At 38.6% G+C, this 15,718-nt stretch carries 11 protein-coding genes and 3 tRNA genes; 6 read left to right on the top strand and 8 right to left on the bottom strand.

The window, feature by feature from the left end; all coding sequences use genetic code 11:
- Positions 1 to 267 precede the first annotated feature (267 nt).
- Together HC246_RS02935 and HC246_RS02930 are read left to right on the top strand one after the other, a co-directional pair.
- The gene (locus tag HC246_RS02935) at positions 268 to 1,275 is read left to right on the top strand and encodes a DNA cytosine methyltransferase (protein WP_169362080.1); all 1,008 of its coding nucleotides are present in this window, start codon (positions 268 to 270) and stop codon (positions 1,273 to 1,275) included.
- Positions 1,268 to 1,876 (top strand): HNH endonuclease, encoded by a 609-nt coding sequence (locus HC246_RS02930; RefSeq protein WP_169362079.1) that lies wholly within the window; start codon positions 1,268 to 1,270, stop codon positions 1,874 to 1,876. The genes HC246_RS02935 and HC246_RS02930 overlap by 8 nt, the downstream gene beginning before the upstream one ends.
- A 439-nt stretch (positions 1,877 to 2,315) precedes the next feature.
- Here the strand turns inward: HC246_RS02930 and HC246_RS02925 are convergent.
- The 5 genes from HC246_RS02925 to HC246_RS02905 form a co-directional block, all read right to left on the bottom strand.
- Positions 2,316 to 2,389 (bottom strand) — tRNA-Pro (locus HC246_RS02925).
- A 178-nt stretch (positions 2,390 to 2,567) separates the two neighbouring features.
- Positions 2,568 to 3,140, bottom strand: coding sequence for a TIGR04376 family protein (locus HC246_RS02920; protein ID WP_169362078.1), 573 nt, complete (start codon positions 3,138 to 3,140; stop codon positions 2,568 to 2,570).
- Between the two features lie 36 nt (positions 3,141 to 3,176).
- A complete protein-coding gene (locus HC246_RS02915) occupies positions 3,177 to 4,283 on the bottom strand; it encodes a hypothetical protein (RefSeq protein ID WP_169362077.1) in 1,107 nt (368 codons plus the stop codon).
- Between the two features lie 300 nt (positions 4,284 to 4,583).
- Positions 4,584 to 5,579: a DUF1517 domain-containing protein gene (locus HC246_RS02910; RefSeq protein WP_225902901.1), complete on the bottom strand. Its 996-nt coding sequence runs from the start codon at positions 5,577 to 5,579 to the stop codon at positions 4,584 to 4,586.
- A gap of 391 nt (positions 5,580 to 5,970) precedes the next feature.
- Positions 5,971 to 8,082: a glycosyltransferase family protein gene (locus tag HC246_RS02905; RefSeq protein ID WP_169362076.1), complete on the bottom strand. Its 2,112-nt coding sequence runs from the start codon at positions 8,080 to 8,082 to the stop codon at positions 5,971 to 5,973.
- A 462-nt stretch (positions 8,083 to 8,544) separates the two neighbouring features.
- Between HC246_RS02905 and HC246_RS02900 the strand changes: the two genes are divergently transcribed.
- A complete protein-coding gene (locus HC246_RS02900; protein ID WP_169362075.1) occupies positions 8,545 to 9,192 on the top strand; it encodes a class I SAM-dependent methyltransferase in 648 nt (215 codons plus the stop codon).
- Between the two features lie 513 nt (positions 9,193 to 9,705).
- On the opposite strand, the gene HC246_RS02895 is transcribed toward HC246_RS02900, so the two are convergent.
- Both HC246_RS02895 and gshB read right to left on the bottom strand, forming a co-directional pair.
- Positions 9,706 to 10,767, bottom strand: a complete 1,062-nt coding sequence (locus tag HC246_RS02895; RefSeq protein ID WP_169362074.1) for an IS4 family transposase — start codon at positions 10,765 to 10,767, stop codon at positions 9,706 to 9,708.
- 153 nt (positions 10,768 to 10,920) lie between these two features.
- Positions 10,921 to 11,895: a glutathione synthase gene (gshB, locus tag HC246_RS02890; protein WP_169362073.1), complete on the bottom strand. Its 975-nt coding sequence runs from the start codon at positions 11,893 to 11,895 to the stop codon at positions 10,921 to 10,923.
- Between the two features lie 196 nt (positions 11,896 to 12,091).
- Between gshB and coaBC the strand changes: the two genes are divergently transcribed.
- A complete protein-coding gene (coaBC, locus tag HC246_RS02885; RefSeq protein WP_169362072.1) occupies positions 12,092 to 13,309 on the top strand; it encodes a bifunctional phosphopantothenoylcysteine decarboxylase/phosphopantothenate--cysteine ligase CoaBC in 1,218 nt (405 codons plus the stop codon).
- Positions 13,310 to 13,335: 26 nt separating this feature from the next.
- On the opposite strand, the gene HC246_RS02880 is transcribed toward coaBC, so the two are convergent.
- Positions 13,336 to 14,523, bottom strand: a complete 1,188-nt coding sequence (locus HC246_RS02880; RefSeq protein ID WP_169362071.1) for a DNA double-strand break repair nuclease NurA — start codon at positions 14,521 to 14,523, stop codon at positions 13,336 to 13,338.
- 449 nt (positions 14,524 to 14,972) lie between these two features.
- On the opposite strand from HC246_RS02880, the gene HC246_RS02875 reads away from it, so the two are divergent.
- Together HC246_RS02875 and HC246_RS02870 are read left to right on the top strand one after the other, a co-directional pair.
- Positions 14,973 to 15,096: transfer RNA gene (locus tag HC246_RS02875), tRNA-OTHER, on the top strand.
- Positions 15,097 to 15,443: 347 nt separating this feature from the next.
- Positions 15,444 to 15,566: transfer RNA gene (locus tag HC246_RS02870), tRNA-OTHER, on the top strand.
- The last annotated feature ends 152 nt before the right edge of the window (positions 15,567 to 15,718 follow it).

Genomic DNA, 15,718 nt, shown 5'->3' with positions numbered 1-15,718 from the left:
TTCTTTTTTTATGCGATAAATTTCCATTGTATTATTTATGTGAAGTAGTTATAGCCAGTAATGTTAGGAAAAATACAAAACCCAATAGAGAGTTGTGGCGCAAAGTGCCGCAACTCTCTATTGGGTTTTATGTCATGATTTGAGGGGTTATAGATATATTGATGTGCTTTGCCAATTTTTAGGAGTAAAATTTACTAGCCAATTGTTTGAACAGATTTAAGATTGGCAATATGTAACTCACTTGTGATAATAATATGAGAGACAGAAATGGGGTTTGTTTTTGCAGATTTGTTTGCTGGTATTGGTGGATTTAGAATCGCTCTAGAGGCAATAGGTGGAACTTGTTTATTTGCTTCTGAATGGGACAAATATGCCCAGAAAACCTACCAAGCTAATTTTGGGGATATTCCACATGGAGACATTACTAAGATTGATCCATCTACAATTCCAGATATTGATATATTAACGGCTGGCTTTCCTTGCCAACCATTTAGCTCCATTGGCAAACGTGAAGGCTTTGAACATCCTACTCAAGGAACTTTATTTCATGATGTGGTTAAAATCTTAAAAAAGAAAAAACCGAAGGCATTTATTTTAGAAAACGTTGAAGGATTAGTAACTCATGATGGTGGCAATACATTAAAAATTATATTAAATACTTTATCGGTATCTATCAATGGACAATATCTTTTTTTTAGTCAATCTGATGTTAGATACCATGTCTTTTGGGCTATTTTAGATGCTAAAGACTATGCAGTACCACAAGTTAGAAAAAGGATTTTTATAGTAGGAATATCTGAAGATATTTCCCAAGATGTACCTGACTTTAGTTTTCCTACCCCTATACCAAATCAAGAGTTTATTGGCTCTTACGTAGAACAAAACATCATTGGTTATTCAATATCTAAACATTTACAAGACTCATATCTATTTAAACTAGATGATGGAAAACCAGAGCTGATTGATCGAAATTCTCAGATTCAAGTAAAAACACTCTGTTCTACTTATCATAAAATTCAAAGACTAACTGGAACTTTTGTAAAAGATGGAGAAACAGGAATTAGGTTGCTTAGTGAAAATGAGTGTAAAGCAATTATGGGATATCCTCAAAGTTTTACTATTCCCGTCTCCAGAACCCAGATGTACAGGCAATTTGGTAACTCAGTTGCAGTTCCTGTTGTTCGTGAAGTCACTAAAAGTTTAATTAATTGTTTAGTAAAATATAAAGCTATTACAATGACTTCTGCTCAAAAGCGGAGTTTAATAAATGTCTAATATTAATGATGAATCTCTAGAAAAAAGTACAGTTCAACTTAATATTATTAGAGAATATTTTAAAATGCATCCCAATATTGAAATACAAACTAAAGATGTTGTCGATTGGGTGACTTCCAAGTATTTTGAACGTACTGGAAAAATATTTAGAGATCCTGATCGAGGAATTAGATCTTTATATCAGAGAGGATTTCTACAAAAAATATCCAAGGGAGTTTATAAATACGATCCCAGATATGCTCAAAATAGAGATCAAGAAGATTTTACAATCACTCAGAAGAATGAGATTTTAAAGCGTGATGGATATAAATGTGTAATTTGTGGTGCTGGTCGCGAAAATGGAGTGGATTTGCATGTTGATCATATTAAACCAAAGGATATGGGAGGTTTAGCCACAGTTGAGAATGGTCAAACTTTGTGTAGCCAGCATAATTTTCTTAAGAAAAATCTTAAACAAACTGAAACAGGCAAAAAGATGTTTATTCGGCTATACGATCTATCTAAGAAAGAAAATAATCAGGAGTTGCAAGAGTTTTGTACAGAAATTCTCCAGACTTTTGAGAATTTTAATATTAACGGACATATTGAATGGAAAAAGTGAAAAGTAGTGTCAGATCTACTTATATTCTGCAATTACTAATTGCAAAATATTTCTCAAATTGAGCATTAAATGCATCATAGTATTTTCGATTTTCTCATTAATCTTTTGTTTGGATTGTCTGCTTATTCCTATCGCGAGACTAAACCTACTTTGGAGCTTCAGATCAAAGGTTTGACTGTTCCTCTCCCGTTATTTTTTAGCTCGTCGAACTTAAGCTCACTCTGCTTGTTTGGCTTGCTGTAACTTCTTGGAATTACGGTAAACTCCTAAGCCACTAGATACTAGCCTTTTCTTTCTATCTATGTGCGAATGAGATTGCAATATTCCCGTTATTTCCCAAAACTGCTATCTTTCTCTCCAAGGATTATGAGAGTTTTAAGCAATGTGATTTTTACTAAGCATTTTGACCTTTCTATACAGGTATTAAACCCTTAATCAATCGGAATGTTGGGATTTGAACCCAAGACCCCCACTACCCCAAAGTGGTGCGCTACCAAGCTGCGCTACATCCCGCTGCATTTTTGATGCTTTTCTATCATAACATAACGGTTAGCAAAATTTGCACACTAACAAAATAAATTGCTCAAATATTCTCTAAATAGCTATGCGTAATTAAATATAAAACCCAAAAAGCTGTGGCACATGCTGCGCGTGTGCCACAGCTTTTTGGGTTTTAATGATGCCTAACTACTTACTTTCCCAAATTACGTTTGAGACGCTCAAGTTCTTCATCCATTTCCCAACGACGAAAGGTTTCTTCTAACTTGTCATTAGGATCACGGAAGGGAGGTGTGTAGAGATTGTCCCAGTTTAAGGGTGTGCTAGCGGGAGACTTTGCCTTAGCAGCTTTGGCAGCCTCAGCAATTTTCGCTTGTACCTCCTTACGTCTTTCTTGAATTTGGACTTGCAAGGCTTGGCTATCGATCGCCCGTTTTTTAACTATTTCCATCTGCGCCCAAATTTGATTGCCCTGCCGTAGCAAAGCTGCTTCACGCTCTTTGGCAAGATTTGCCAAGTCAGGACGATCAAAGGACTCAGCTTTAACCGTGCGATCGTGCCAGACACGAATTTCTTCCGCTATTTCCAGTATTCGATCCTGTAAATTTTTTTCCTCTTGCTTTGAGCTAACGATTAGCTTCGTGATTTCTTCGTCTTGTTGGCGTAACTTATCTTCGAGGATTTGCAATTCAATTTGGGGATTATTGCGAATAAACTCCTCTAGACGAGTTTCTAAAAAGCGAGATATATCCTCTAGCAACCCCATATATATTTTCCTTAGATAGTTAGATTTTGGAGACTTTTAGAACTTTTGCCCAACAAATATAGTTTTTGTTTCTCTACCACGTTTTGCCACCACCTCTTGCTGACTAACGCGAGCTAAAAACCAGCCTGTATTGCCGATCGCTTTACCTAATCCGACTGATTGCACTGAGCCATTCATATCAAACATAGCTGTGGAGCGATCGCCTAAATCCAGCACACCAATTAATGTATATGATGGCATAGGTGCAGCCGCTTGTGTGAATGTAGAGTTGGGCTTAGCACTCGTAGGCGGATTAGATGCGTCAATGGAATTGTTTGCTGTGAGAGGGGGCAAAGCTAATGGGGATGGCGCATTGCTAGTATTACTACTAGCGAGGTTAGGTGGTTGATATACAGGTACATACATTGGCTGATTCCCGTTGGCAAAGGGATTCGGTGCAACGGATAGAGGCATATTCCCTACCAAAGGTGCTGCCATCAATGGCAAATTGCTACCAATATTGCCGTTAGAATTTGCGGCGATCGCTCGATTTTTATCCGTTATATCAGACAGCATCCGCTTGATTTCATCGGCAAAGGGCTTATTGTCGGGCGCAATTTTAGAATTTGCTGGGATAACAGCTACTGATTGCCGTCCTAACCAAATACCATGATTAATTGTCCACATCACTGCCGCTAATAGGGCTGAGCTACAGGCAGCAACTAACAAAATGCGATCTAATAAATTAGGTTTTTGAACTACAGATTCAGGTGGTGTGGGTGGAATATTAGAAGGTGGTTCTGGATTCCGCATGATGTAGGGTTGAATCCAGAGAACATCTTGTTTAGAAATCGGTGGTAAAGAAATATCTGCCAGATTGAGCTTGGTAATATTAACAGTATCTTTGGATGTGGCAACATCGCGATGTTCTGGCTCAATTTTGGATATGGCAACTATATCTGAACTAGATGCTTTTGCTGAGGCATAGGGAGCAGATTGTTTCTGTGCTTTTTTAGCTTTTGGCGATCGCTGCTTGGCGTAATCAACATGAAGAGTACTTTCCACCTCTCCAAATAGATCATCCATTAAGTTATCTACGTTGTCTGTATAGGCATCAACGTCTTGCGTTACATAAAATTGATTTTTATCTGTATCTTGCATCATATGCCGACCTTACTCACTCCATGATTCACACGCACTCACCACAAAAACTGCCATACTCAAAAAAGTGCTGTTGGAATAGCTATTTTAGCCAAATTAGAATACTTGAAAGTTGTCTCTCACAAAACAAGAAGAAATAACACTGGTAAGTGATACCACAGATCGACTCTGAAAGCTACAACTTTAGGCTAGATTTCGCAAATCTTTTTATAGTATTGAACAATAAAGGCAGCGCTTGGCGCTGCCTTTATTGTTCTTTTGAAAGTGCTGCGAAGCAGCACTTTCAAATTTTTATTGGAAATTTTAAATTCTGACTAGATCAGGGTATATGGTCAAAACTTCATCATTAGTGAGAGTGTATTCTTCAGATTGGGGCTCCCAGAGGATTTCCACAGCTAAGAGATTATCTTCAGGGACGGAACCGATCGCTGATAGTGCAGATGACAAATCCTCTGAGGAGCGTAAAGTCGGTAACTTACTGAGGGAGTCGCCAGCGACTGCTAATAGGATAGTGACTACAATATATTCGCTAGGATCTTCAAGGCTCAAACTACCTTCACTAGGTAAAGCTGCCGAAGTTTTGCCTTGAAGTACTCGACCACCAACATTACTTAAAACTTCTGTGTTGAGCTTGCTGCGCTCAGACATAACTAAGCTATTAAATTTTTGCTCAGCAAGGGCAAACTTTGTATTTTCGCTAGCACTGCTGACGTAAACCCAATACTCAGGATGACGCATCAAGGAAACTGCTGTTTCGCGAGTAACGACAGCTAAGCCTTCAACGGATGAAGTATCCGACTCTAGCGCCAAACGGGTTAATTCTTGTTGTAGCGATCGCGCTGAAGAAAGTAGACCTACTTGGATTTTGGCAACGCTCACTTTGCTGTCCATACCTGTAATGCCTTCGCCATCACCACGCCCACGGAAGGCTTGCATGATTGCACCTGCAACAATTACCAGCAATAACAGGCTAAATAATCCGCCACCGAAGCCACCACCAAAGAACATGGGGAAAAAGAAGAATCCACCACCAGTGTTAGGGCTATATAGGGTGTTGCCGCCACTATAGTTGCTATATGACCGAGAAGGGCTAGAAGGCATTGAACGACTTGGAGCTGATCGAAAAGCACTACCGCCAACGCGACCACCTGCACGCTTAGCCAACGCTTCATGGGCATTGCCAAAGATTGTCATTGCGACTAGAGCAACGACTAAAAGCGATCGCGTCCAGACTTTGACGCTAGCTTTTGCTTTTTTCGCAACTTCTGGGCTAAAAACTTTCATGGGTAAAAGCGACATAACTAAAAATTTTATTCTGAATGTTCTAATAGCTATTCTAACTCTAGTCAAGAAAAGTCAAAATTTCTAAATCTTACAAATGTAAAGCCTACAGAAAAAATAGTATTTCCCAAAAGCTCAATGGTTGACTTGAAAATACTATTTATTGAAAAATTACAATACTAGATTTACCTAATCCTCTGGGCATAATTAAAAAAATAGAGTAAGCAATCTGTGATGTGTGTTGTGCGTGAACCAAGTTTTTTTATATATTAGCTTTAATTGCACTCATCTATTTCAAGCTTCAACAGGATGTATATAAATCATTAAAAAGACTGTTTTTTATTACAGCCAATATAGTTGTTTTTATATTCTCTTGAACCCTCCATAATATTTCCGCCATATAGAAATATTATGAAATATCCATTTCGTGAATCAGATCAATATTTTCTAATATTTTGTCTGGAAAATATTCTAGTAATATTCCTAAATCTGGCGACCCCAAAGGAATGACGGCAGATACATGTCTTGAAAGAGTAGATAATAAATAACCATCATTAACATGAATAGAAAGAAAATTAGGCTCTCCATTACTTACATCAATATCTTGTTCAATGATCAATCCTAACGCAATATCCATTATCAAAGAATTAAGTATATCTAGTTCTGAACTGTCACCTACTATGAGAATAGTCATCAAGTTCTTCTGAGGATGAGATAAGATTATTTCAAGACAGCTAGTTAAATATTCAGAAATCTGTTCTTGTGGTTGTAGCCAATTGGGAACAATTAATAGGTTTATAGGTCTTAGGTTGTCTAAATATTCTTGATATTTAACTTGTACATCTTTTTTAATAGCCTTTAGGACAGCATGAACATGTACAACATTATTCTCAGATTGCTGTTCTAAACTCACTATGCTAAATTTACCTTGAAATCCATAGCTGTGACAAAGCTTCAGATATTCTGGATATTCAATACAGTAATATAAAAAGGAATTGAGATTCCAAAAGCTTACATGGGTAGGATCTTGGAATGCACCTCTACCATCTGTAGATGGTACACGAATATCAATTAGGGCATTAGGCTTCGATATTCTCCATATTTCATTCATCGTGTGAATTTTATTATCTAAATGCTCTATAACATCATGCGCTCGAATGATATCAGCGCTGTTATCGCTAAAAGGAAACCTGCGGTTTAAATTAGCTACTACATCAATATTTGGACTTGCATAGATATCAACACCAATAAATCCTTCTGGTTTCCATATTCCACAACCAAGATCGATACAAAGAGGATCAGGCATATTTTTTACTGATGAATTAATTTTAAAAATCATATCTTCTACTATAGATAAATAGCTATATTTACGACTAACATCTTGATGTAATGCTTCAGCAATATCTATACGTTCTTGATAATGATCTGGATGTAAATAATATGAGATCTTTTCGTTTAATTCTTCGATAGACTTATATGATATTTCTTTGTGAACTCCAGTTAGCGATTCTAAGTCTGAACGCCAATCTGTCAGAACAAAGCCTCCACTAGCAGCAATATCAATTACACGATTAATAACTGCACTATCAAATTGAAGAGATGTTATATTTAAATTGATTTGTGAATTTCGATAAATATTCTGAGCAAAAAAATCTTCTTTTTGAGGAGGATAGTATCTAATATTCTCCTTATCAATTATTAAACTACTATCTTTTCCATGTATATAGGAAGGATCTCCACCTATAATATCTAAGTTGGCATTATCAATTCTTTTAACGATTTCCCCCCTAAATCCGTTAGATTGTATATGTAGATTAGAAATATAGAAATATTTGATACTTAAAAAATCGATTAGCTCACTAGATCCTTTCAACTGCATATTTGCAAATTCTGAAGCATAATCACCTAGTTTCGTATCTAGATTAACAATTCGCCTCCATACATGAGACTGTATAAAGTGGGAAAAGGGGTTTCCCTCAATTGTATTAGATAGGCTAGGTAGTAAGTGACCTAAAAATGATAATTCATGCCTATAATTTTGAATTGGAGAGGAATATTTGATAAATTCTGAAGCATGAGAAATAGAAAAAGTATTATCAATTCCTAAGCTCCTCAAATCCACAAAATTATCATATTCAAGGCAAAAATGATAGCTTTTATCTCTTGTTCGATAGAAAGATATAAGCTTGTTTTGAATCATTCTTGAGTCATATAAATCACTAAAAATATTGTTATGGTGGATAAAAATTATAGGTGTATCGACTTTCTCAAATAGAAATCCATCTATATGTTCCTGATAGCTTGCTAATAAACTACGAGGATCTGTTAAGAGAATAAAATCTGGATTTTCTTCTCTTATTAGTAATAGGTAATCTTCTATAGATGAAATATGCTCTAAATCGGCAACAACTAATGTGTGTCCAAGTGTTAGCAACACTTGTTTGAATGCATTTTGGATTCTTTGATAGATGGGAGTACGAGATTTTTCTAGTAAAAACTTAGAAGAGTTTGAAATAATCACAAAAGTAAAAATATTATCTGTTTACTGTAGTTTATATTTTTTCTGTTCTCATGGTTATAAGCACAGAAAAAATAGATAATAGGCAGAACTCTAGCACAACATTTATTTCACAATTGTTAAGCCTTTAATATCATATCAAGTTATATGGAACTGCTACCCTAAAATATTCTAGCTTATATAGCAACTCTAAATGGTGTGTGGAAATGCACCATTTAGAGTTGCTATGATATTGTCATTTTAATACTTCAAGTAAGCTATTAGGTGGCAATCTCCGATATAAAATCATGTATATGTTTATTAGACAGATTTTTTCTTTCTAATAAACATTAGAGGATTAGAGGAATGGATAATTAGGCAGAACCTTGACTTTTGGACTATATCCCCTATAGTCAGATTAGGTAGAAAAGTTCTGTCTAATACATAGTTATATATATTTATTGACATACGATCTGAGGATGTTTTATGAACCTATGGCAAGATTTCTTGACAAACGATCAAAGAATCATTCATAAATGGGTTCATTATTTCCCAATTTATGAAAGGTTTTTTTCATCTTGGAGAAATAAGTCGCTAGTATTCATTGAGATTGGAGTTAGCCAAGGCGGATCATTACAAATGTGGCAACGTTTTTTTGGTCCTATGGCAAAAATAGTTGGAATCGATATTGATCCCAAATGTAAAGATTGTGAATCACCAGGTATCTTTGTTCGTATTGGAGATCAATCCAATCATATGTTTCTTGCAGAGATTATTGATGAATTTGGAGTGCCAGATATTGTTTTGGATGATGGAAGTCATCAAATGGCAGATATAGAGAGTAGTTTTCAATTTTTTTATCCATTAATGTATAAAAATGCAATATACATGGTTGAGGATTTACATACTGCGTATTGGGAAGAATATGGGGGAGGGATTGACAAAAGTGAAACTTTTATAAATTTCTCGAAAAACTGTATTGATAGGCTAAACGCAGATCATACAAGAGGAAAGCTTGAGCCAGATCTGATTACAAGAGAAACATTTGGGATCAGCTTTTTCGATAGTATAGTTTGCTTTGAGAAAGGTGATGTGTGGTTGAAGAATGCGCCTATGATCGGGAGAAAAAGCTAATCCAAATCACGGCAATTGTCTAAACTATTAGGTATATAGTTAAAGCATGATCGACGTATTTATATCTTTTAAGTTGTCATAAAATGAGCATTTCAGAACCCATCTTCTATTAATTTACAGGGCTATCTCATAAAAAATTGGAATCCTTGCTAATCAAGAGCTTTAAAAAACTATGAGTAAAAATACTTGTAGCTGAACTCCTTACAGACTAAACGATTTATTTTCTGTGTGGTAGCTATGATTCGGTTGTACTTTTTATCTCAAGAATAAGAATCACCATTCTAAAATTTCCGTCTAAGAATTATGGTTATAGGCAACGTTGTATTTCTGAATTTTATTGTTGCTAGTATTCCTGCGATTCAAAGCAAACGCATCCTATTTTGGTAGTCCTAAAAAGGAAAGGATTTAAATAGGTAAGGATAGGCGGTGCGCCGCCCATCCTTACCTATTTAGCACTACCCCTATTTTTTAGTATGGATTTTATGTTGAATTCAGTGATTATGTGCTTTTTTCCTAAGTACAGGACAAAAATTTAATGGAGTTAAAGAAGGCTTGAGAATTGAGATGTAAGTCAAAGATGATGTGACGAAGGAAATCAAAACCAAGGCGAAAAATGCTTTTAGGAAGACGACCGTGTTTTTTAGGCTTGAGGGGATTTAGTTGAGCCAACCAAAGCCCAGAAGAAAAAGCCCAACATAAAGCCAGAGTAAGCAAAGCAATTAGTTTGGAAAGACGTTCAGGATCTTGAAGATGAGTGGACTCCAAACAAAAGCCACGGGTTTTAAAGCACCCGAATAAAGTCTCAATAGCCCAACGCTTGGCATAGTCAGCAATAGCCGTATCAGGGTCATGAGTCGTCGCGACAATTAATAAATCGCCATCATCAAGACGCATAGCGGCTATACGAAGCCAATGGTTCCAAACCTTTCTGGGCTTGGACAATACTTTGGACTGACCAACTTGGAGGTCTTGAAAACAAATGTCGGCACGCAGTTTTTTCTGCCCGTCATTGAGCAAAGTATTTTTACGAATGCGGATACGAAAACGGTTACATGGTTCACACAACAAGTAATCTAACCAATCCTCACCGACAAACTCTCGGTCTGCACTCAAAAAGTCGATTTTGCGGTCTCCAAATATTTCCAGAAATCGATTACACAATTCACAGCGCTCACGGGTGTTTGAGTTACCTTTTTTGTCCAGCATCATCCATACCAACGGGAATGCAATACCGTAATGCACTATTCCCAATGTCAGCACATTAAACACGGTTTTACCGAATTCCCAATCGGTGCGGTCGATAGAAATTACCCAAGGTTCGGGGATTTGCATGACTTTGACGACCATGAGTGCGATCTTTTCATAGTCCACTTCAAAGTCTCGAAAAAATCTCTGTAACCTCTTATAGTGTGATTCGACTTTGGCATAACCACTAAATCCTGTGGCAATTTCAGCTAGGTTTACTGTCTTTACTCGCATTAGCGCGATCAAGAACATGGACACAAAGGCTAGTCTTGCTCTATTCCATTGCAGATGTTGCTGCAACTTTTCTCGGAATAGGTTAATCTCTTTCATAGGGGTTTTATTTACGATGTGGTTATCTTTTATAAAACCCCTCCCTGCCTACTTTTGCAACTTTTTGTCCTGTACTAAGGCTTTTTTCATAAAGTATTGAAATCATTACTAGTTAAACATTCTAGGATTTGCATGCGTTTACCTTGGTGAAAATTAGTTGTCTAACTTATTCATGTTTGCTAGCCAATCCATCACGCGATCGCCGAGCGAAACACCATCGAGGCGATCGATTTCGCGGACACCTGTGGGGCTAGTCACATTTACTTCTGTAAGATAGCCGCCGATTACGTCAATACCAACAAACATTAAGCCATCACGTTTGAGGGTGGGTGCAAGCTGTGTGCATATTTCCCTTTCGCGAGGCGTAATATCTACTTGCACTGCACTGCCGCCTGCTGCCATGTTGCCACGAAACTCTCCTGATTTAGGAACCCGATTTACTGCACCAATTGGTTCACCATCAAGGAGAATGATCCGTTTATCACCCAATTGAGCATCGGGCAAATATTCCTGCACCATCACAGGTGTTTTACCAATATTGGTACTGATTTCGATCAGTGAGTTAATATTGCGATCGCCTACTTCGAGAAATAAAATTCCTTCACCACCTTTACCTCCCAAGGGTTTCATTACGGCTTTACCTTCCGCTTTCACAAAGTCGATGATTGTACCTTTATCGGCAGTGACAATTGTTTTCGGGATTGCTCCTGTAAACTGCAATGCATACATTTTTTCATTTGCTGCACGAATGCCCTGTGGTGAGTTGAGAACTTTGGTTTTACTGGTATCTACATAATCGAGAATATAGGTTGCATAGAGATATTCCGTTGTTACGGGTGGATCGGGGCGCATCCACACAAATTGCATAAGCTCTAACGGCTGAAATGCTCCTTCTGCAACTTCATACCAAGGATATGGAACTTGCCATTTGCCATCTACAAGAGGAATAGGATTAATCTTGGTCGCTTGGAGAAAAGCCCACGCTTTACCGTTCTTGACACTGAGCGTATTCATATCCGTGATAAATACTTCATAGCCCTTGCGACAAGCCGCTTCCATAAGGGCAACGCTGGTATCGTGAGCGGGATCGAGTCTAGCGATCGGATCGATAATAAATGCAAGTTTCATTTTTAGTGATTTTTAGTGATTAACCGTAAGCAGAGTTAGTGCAGGCTTTACCTGCACCAACTCTAACAAAAACCTATAGGACTTACGCAATGCTAACGAGTTTACTGGGTTTCAAGGAGATGTGGTGTGGGCTTTGCCTGCACCACATCTCCTTGATGCGTAAGTCCTATAATAAATGAGCCTTTGGCAATAGGAGATGACATTCATGGCTGTAAATCATGTACTAATTGGAATATCTGGAGGTATTGCTGCTTATAAAGTTTGTGAAGTGGTTTCTAGTTTGGCAAAGCGTGGCGTTGAAGTACGAGTCATCCTCACGCGATCGGCTGCCGAATTTGTCACTCCCCTGACCTTTGCTACCCTGTCACGCCAACCTGCCTATACTGACGCTGATTTTTGGCAACCAATAAATGGAAGACCTCTACACATTGAACTAGCGGAATGGGCAGATGTATTTTTGCTTGCACCTGTGACGGCAAATACTTTAGCGAAGCTAGCCTATGGTATGGCGGATAATTTGCTGACAAATACTGTCCTTGCTTCCAGTTGTCCAATTCTTTTTGCGCCAGCGATGAATACAACCATGTGGCTACAACCCACTGTGCAGGAAAATTGGCAGAAGTTATTAAAAGATTCTCGCTATACCGCGATCGCACCGACGGATGGTATTCTCGCCTGTGATGCTGTGGGTACTGGGCGCATGGCAGAACCAGAAATAATTTTGGAATATCTCGAATCTTTTCTATTTACTCAAGGCAAACGGGATTTACAAGGGAAAAAGATTTTAGTTAATGCAGGAGGAACTCGCGAATTTATCGATCCTGTTCGCTTTATCGGTAATCCATCGACAGGTAAGCAGGGTATTGCGATCGCTAAAGCTGCAATCCATCGTGGCGCAACAGTTACCCTCATAACTACATCTAACTCCCCTCTTCCTATGGGAGAAGCGCCACCATCGGTGAGGGTAGTCCGCACTTCCGCAGAAATGCACCAAGTCATGCTCGAAGAGTTTCCCTTTGCCGATATCACGATCGCCGCTGCCGCAGTTGGGGATGTGCGGTCTAAAATAACCAGCGATCGCAAGTTGCCAAAATCAGAATTGCCCTTAAATCTAGAGCTTGAATATATTCCTGATATCGTAGCTGATCTATCTAAACGTAAACGTCCTGACCAAATCTTAGTAGGATTTGCCGCACAAACTGGAACAGAGCAAGAAGTTATGGTTGCGGCAAAAGATAAATTAATACGGAAAGGATTAGATGCGATCGCTGCTAACGCGGTGAATAGTTCTCAAACTGGGTTTGGCACAGATACTAATCAAGCCACATTTATTAATAAAGATGGCAAGTTTCTCTCTACACCACTTTGTTCTAAATTAGAACTTGCTCACCGATTGTTAGATTTTCTCCTATAAAAATGACGCGAAGCGTCATTTTTATATCAAGCTATGCTGCTCCGTTTGCGAGATTCTTTGTATGAGGTGGTGATATTACGTAAACCTGACTTCACCATTTGCTGTTCTAAAATCGCGAAAAAGCGGCGGCGATCGCTACCTGTGACCACAGCTTGATTATGTGCCTCCGCAAGTGCTACAGGATAGCCATAGCCTTTCTGGACTTGGGCGAGAATGATTTGCAAAGCTTGCGATCGCAGTTCTCCATCAAGAGCAGTCCAAGCTGGCATCTCGATTCTGGCAATTTCTGTCCCCACATGGAGATAACAAAAATAAATCTGATGTTCGCCATATTCCTGTAAAATCCTTGCCTGACTTTGCCATAGAGGACTGCATTCGCCAACTTTTAATAAACGGCTCCATAATGTACCATCGCGCAAGGGTTGAATTTGGCTACAAGGAGCAGCATCGAGTGGTTTTGTAGAACAGTGCGTATGACAATCAGGTTGCTCGAAAGGACAAATTTGCAAGCGCAAAAAATTAGTCGCTTCCGCAGCACGGGGGGCGCTGATATATCCTGCAAGAGGAATCCGTTGAGATTTTAAAGCATCCCATGCGGTGAGAATATCTGGTAAAAGCTGCGATCGCGCATCGGCAGGAATCTCATCAAGCTCCCAATGAACTAAGGCTCCATCGCTAAAAGCTATCATTGGTGACTGAGGATAAGTCGAAATTGTCGTGATCGCTAAATTAGCTAGAGCGACATTCTCGGCAACGGTACGCTTTAGAGTCATCCATTGTTCTGTCTGAATTCCCCATTGACGTGCTTTATAGAGATCTTCTGTTTTATAAAAAACTTCAGGAACATTATCGAGTAAGGGATAGATGCCAGAATTATAGTAAATGGCAACTCGACCAATATTAATCAAATAGCAATAGGCGATTTCATGGCGGCTAGGGGCAATCTGTGAGCCATCGGTGGCAAGAACAATATGTGGTGTGGTTATGGGAGATATTGCTTGGATTTGCCCTAGAGGTTCTACTGGTTCCGCGCAATTAAATATGAAGCGATCACGCCATAGTTCACTATGCTGACAAAGATGAGATTGATTGGTAATGGCTTGAGTAAATATAGTTTCTGCGCGATCGAGTTTGTCTGTCAATTGCTGAGCTTCCTTCTGCAATTGTTCAGACATCCCTTGCATCTGTCCCATCAATTTCTGTAAATCCAGCATAGTTATCTCTAAAGTTCAAGAGAACAGGAAATGCAATCATCTCACTTTGAGCATAATTTACATCAATGTACTACTTAATGAATAGGTTGTAACTTTTTTGGCGATCGCTATTGCATTCTTGTAGTACGCGTAGTATAAATGTAGTGCAACATAGTTCAAGCGCGTAGAACGCCTAGTCTAATTGCGATTACAGGTACTACTCCAGTATTTGTGTAGCAATTAGAAAAGGAGATGCAGCCTCGCAAACTGCTGAATTCCTTTATGCAATGACTTGCCTATTTGGGCTGAAGCATTCAGGGTTATTGCTACCAAACAGATGCTGCTTGTTCGCATGTAGCATCTATCCCCAAAACAAAACTCTCAATTTGAATTCTGCCTATGGCAAAATTCAAATTCGATAAAACTCTCAATTTAAATTTTGCCTATAGCAAAATTTAAATTCGATATATTGACGGGTAGCTCAGTGGTAGAGCATTGAAAACATCCTTTTTCGTCACTTACCTGCAAAGGTCGCAGATTTAGGGTTATCGCCTGAAACGCCAAGTGTCGAGGGTTCGAGTCCCTCTCCGTCAATTGGGAGTTTGATTTTGAGTAATGTTTTGGAGAGATAGTTATGCGATCGCAATCGAAACTTCTCTTTGCCCAAGATAAAAATGTGTTGTGCGAAGCACAACACATTAATTCAAGGGACGAATTGGCTAGGTTTATCGCTTTGGTTGCATCACCTCCATGAGGTGATTGGGTTCAATTCCCATCCCTTCCTAAACTAGATGTTTTGCCTGCGGGTTGCCATCTTTCCTTAACAAAGCACAAAATCAAAATTCCAAATCGGTAGTCCTAAAGAATAAATGAAGTGTTGCGCGTAGTGTGGCACTTGATTACTTAAAATCGCTACTTCTTTAGCTCTACCCCCAATCTTGGGGTGGATAGTTCAACTGGTAGAACACACTTTTGCCCGAAAGGGACGCAGACTTTAAGGTTATCGCTTTTAACGATTCCCCCCTTTATGTCGCGAGATGTGGGTTCGAGTCCCATTCCACCCCCTCTAATAGCTTTTGGCAGTTAGCAATTAGCTTTTAGCTTTTTAAAAATTTTAATTGCACTTGCAGTGCAATTAAAATTTTTAAAAAATATCCTTCTTTTTGGTCGAGGCGAAGGAAGTTCTCTTTAACTTTTCCCTTACGGGACGGAGAAT

Origin of the sequence: Pseudanabaena yagii GIHE-NHR1 (assembly GCF_012863495.1) — a bacterium.
Classification (GTDB): Bacteria; Cyanobacteriota; Cyanobacteriia; order Pseudanabaenales; family Pseudanabaenaceae; genus Pseudanabaena; species Pseudanabaena yagii.
Note: the sequence above shows the minus strand (reverse complement) of the source record. Positions and strands in the feature narration are given on the sequence as shown.